At 58.8% G+C, this 3,336-nt stretch carries 3 protein-coding genes; 1 reads left to right on the top strand and 2 read right to left on the bottom strand.

The window, feature by feature from the left end; all coding sequences use genetic code 11:
• Window positions 1-535: 535 nt before the first annotated feature.
• Window positions 536-895: a hypothetical protein gene (locus EHS19_RS11505; protein WP_241677220.1), complete on the bottom strand. Its 360-nt coding sequence runs from the start codon at window positions 893-895 to the stop codon at window positions 536-538.
• A gap of 165 nt (window positions 896-1,060) precedes the next feature.
• On the opposite strand from EHS19_RS11505, the gene EHS19_RS11500 reads away from it, so the two are divergent.
• Window positions 1,061-1,567, top strand: coding sequence for a hypothetical protein (locus EHS19_RS11500; protein ID WP_241677219.1), 507 nt, complete (start codon window positions 1,061-1,063; stop codon window positions 1,565-1,567).
• 518 nt (window positions 1,568-2,085) lie between these two features.
• Here the strand turns inward: EHS19_RS11500 and EHS19_RS10335 are convergent.
• Window positions 2,086-3,336, bottom strand: a 1,251-nt coding sequence (locus tag EHS19_RS10335; protein WP_151917679.1) for an IS481 family transposase, incomplete at its 5' end; no start/stop codon positions are given.

Below are 3,336 nucleotides of genomic sequence, written 5' to 3'. Positions count from 1 at the left end.
AGCGCAAGGATTTTACGAAGTTCCCCTTGTTTCCGAGAAATCCTTGCGCTAATTGATCGCTAATTGATCGTTAATTGATCGCTAGTTGATTGCTAATTGATCGTTAATTGATCTCCTGGCGCAGATCCCAGCGCAAGGATTTTACGAAATTGCCGTTCTTTCCGAGAATTTCTTGCGCTAGTACAGCTTGCGCTAGTACAGCTTGCGCTAGTACAGCCTGCGCTACATACAGCCTGCGCTAGTACTGCATGAGCTGGTACCTTATTGACCACGCCTTCCCGAAACATGGTCAGACATTCGCGCTGTCGGTCATTCGGACCTCTGGACATCCCATGTCATAGTCATAGTTAAAGGCTCAGCCGTGACCCCTAATTGACTGCTCACAAATCCACTTTGTCTACTTCTTTGTCTACTTCTCTGTCTACCTCTTTGGCTCCCCTATGCTAGGAGGAGTTGTCTAGGAGAGTTAGGAGAGTTAGGAGAGTTGCCGGGGTGAGCTGACCCAGTACAAAGCTATCCATAGTTATCCACAGTCTTATCCACAATTGGCTGAGGTTCCGTCCACAAGACCCGTTTCAGCTTGCGCAAGTCCAATACATTCATATAGTGTCGCGGCATGAGAAAACATGAAGGTGTTAGCCGACTGCTGCGAGAAGCGGAACTGAATCGTCGTTGTGCCATAGGAGACGGCGGATCGCTCTATCACGCCATGCGTCGCCGGGTACAGTCCTTGGAACTGGTTTCGCCGTACCCCAATCTGTTCGCGGACAGAGCCTACTGGCAGGCTCTTGATGTCGACGAACGTCATTGGCATGTCGTTGGTGCCCTCGCCATATGCCATCCCCAGTGGACGTTCGCAGGACTGTCTGCCGCATGTATCTATGGATATCAGCATGCGCATACGTTGCATGACGGTACTGTGCATATAGCTAGTACCGGCGGAATCTGCCGAAAGGGTCCCCCGAGGCTCCATCGCACCTATATGTCTCGGATTCCGCGATGCCGATATCGCGGAGTATCCGTCACGTCTCCGGCACGAACCCTTGTGGACTGCGCTTCAATGCCGTTCGCCAACGCTCTCGCCATCTATGATTCGGCGCTGCGGAGCGGGAGCGTGACCGTTGACGACATCGCAACGGAGGCGTTGCTGTCGAACCGCGATGAGAGTCCTGTGCGGTTGCTGCTTCAGCACGCTGATCCCAAATCGGAGAATGGCGGTGAGTCTCTGAGCCGCGGCAAAATCATTGATTGCGGTTTTGCGACGCCGCAGCTTCAGATCGAATTCCCGAATCCCGACAATCCTGATATGCCATATCGAGTAGATTTCTGTTGGCGATTGCATGACGGGCGCATCATTGCGGCCGAGTATGACGGCATGGCAAAATATGCGGACGTGTCCAATGCGAATCGTGCCAGTCTGCAGGCGAAGCTCGACTATGAGCGCAGACGAGAGCGACATCTTCGCGAGCGGGGAGTCATGGTGGTTCATCTGTTCTATGAGGATGTGATAAATACCGCGAGGTTGGAGGCCAAGCTGCTCGCGGTGGGTGTTCCGAAGGTCCGCTAAGAAAAGATGACCGACAGATGACCGATAGATGACCGACAGCTAAGCGGTGGTTCGTGGCTCATTGCGATTGGTTCATTGCGAGGTCCGCGCGAGTGTTTTAGGGAAGAAGACAATCTCGGGATTGTGCCCTAGTCTCTTACGCCCTCTTGCTTGTTAGCTATAGTTCCTTTCGTTTCTCTGTTCGTCTCATTCTTTTCGTTCTGTTCGTTCTTTTCGTCACTCCCGACTTCTATTGGTCTTCGTAGGTATCCTCTTTTGGCGTTCTCTTTTGGCGTTCTCTTTTGGCGTTCTCTTTTGGCGTCCTCTTTGTGTCCTCTTTGTGTCCTCTTTGCATCTGTCCTCCTTGTGTCCTCTTTGTGTGTCCTCTTTGGATCCTCTGTGTTAGCGCAAGGATTTTTCGGGATTTGCCTTGAGTTCGTGAAATCCTTGCACTAACCGGCATCTCAGCGCTGTGTTGTCTCGGGGCATGGTTGACGGGTGTCTCGGGGCATGGTTGACGGGGTGTCCTGGGGCATGGTTTACTGCTGTTCTGGGGCATCGTTGACGTTCGCCGGTGGCTTGCGGTATTGGTATTCGCGTGTGGTGTCGAGTCTCTGGTCGGCGAGTAGCTCGCCGGTGGAGGGGTCGATGACGGTGATGATGCCGTGGTTGATGGCCAGCTCCACCGTTCTGCCGGCGTTCCTCCTGCCGATGTTGACGACGACGCGGCGCAGCGGGGCGACGTCCTTGCGGCTGACGCTGACGCATCCGCGCCGGTCGGCCGTGTGCGTTCCTGCCGGGACGGTCACGTCCACGGGCTTGGGCTGCGTGCGTGCGGTGGCCGGGACGGGCCTGCGTCTTCCGGTCGTGCCGCGTTCGGCCTCGCGGCGTGCCTCCTCGTCGCGTCTGGCCTGTTCGCGGGCGGCGATCTCGGGGTCGGGGCCGGCCTTGCCCTTGGCCTCGTATGCCTCCTTGGGGGTATGCCGGTCCAGGGCGCGGTGGGGGCGCTCCTCGTTGTACTCGCGGCGGAACCCGTCGAGCTGGCGGTTGAGCTCGTCGAGATCGCGCGCGAGGGGCCTGGCGGCGAGCCACTGCTTGAGGGTGCGGTGCCAGCGTTCGATCTTGCCCTGGGTCTGGGGATGGTAGGGGCTGCCGTTCTTCTGGCGCACGCCCATCAGGGCGAGCAGGCGCTCGAACGAGCCGGGTTCGGCGGAGTGCAGGCGGGTCGTGTACACGAGGCCGTTGTCGGTGAGCGTGGACGCGGGGATCCCGTACCGGGAGCACGCCTCGCGGAACGACTCCTCGATCGTCGTCATGGTGACCGTCGCGTACGCGTGCGAGTACAGGAGGAAGCGCGAGTGGTCGTCGAGCCACGAGACGACGAGCGCGTCCGTGCCGTCCGCGATGGGCCAGTGGGTGAAGTCCGACTGCCATGTCTCGTTGGGCAGCTCGGCCTCGAACCTCGCGTACGAGGACCTGGGCCGCTTCCTCGGCTCGGGGCGCACCAGGCCAGCCTGCCTGAGGATCCGGTGGATCGTGGAGTTCGCGGGAGGCGTGACGCCCTCGCGCTCCAGGCGCGCGGCGATGGACTCCGGCCCCGAATCCAGGCCGGCGGCGTCCAATTCGCGCCGGAGCGCGACGATCCGCTCCCTGATCCGCGTCCCGGTCCTGTTCGCTATCCGGTGCGCACGGCGTGAACGGGGCAGGAGGCCCGCCTCGCCGTCCTTCTCGTACCGGCGTTTCAGCTGTGTTTTGTCAAGTTGGTGTCCGCGTTGTGAGCGGTGTTTTTC

Source organism: Bifidobacterium jacchi (genome assembly GCF_009078285.1).
Taxonomy (GTDB): Bacteria; Actinomycetota; Actinomycetes; order Actinomycetales; family Bifidobacteriaceae; genus Bifidobacterium; species Bifidobacterium jacchi.
Note: the sequence above shows the minus strand (reverse complement) of the source record. Positions and strands in the feature narration are given on the sequence as shown.

Coding starts and splice junctions, on each gene's coding strand:
- EHS19_RS11505 (WP_241677220.1), bottom strand. CDS start 895: ATGCTGATATCCATAGATACATGCGGCAGACAGTCCTGCGAACGTCCA.
- EHS19_RS11500 (WP_241677219.1), top strand. CDS start 1,061: ATGCCGTTCGCCAACGCTCTCGCCATCTATGATTCGGCGCTGCGGAGC.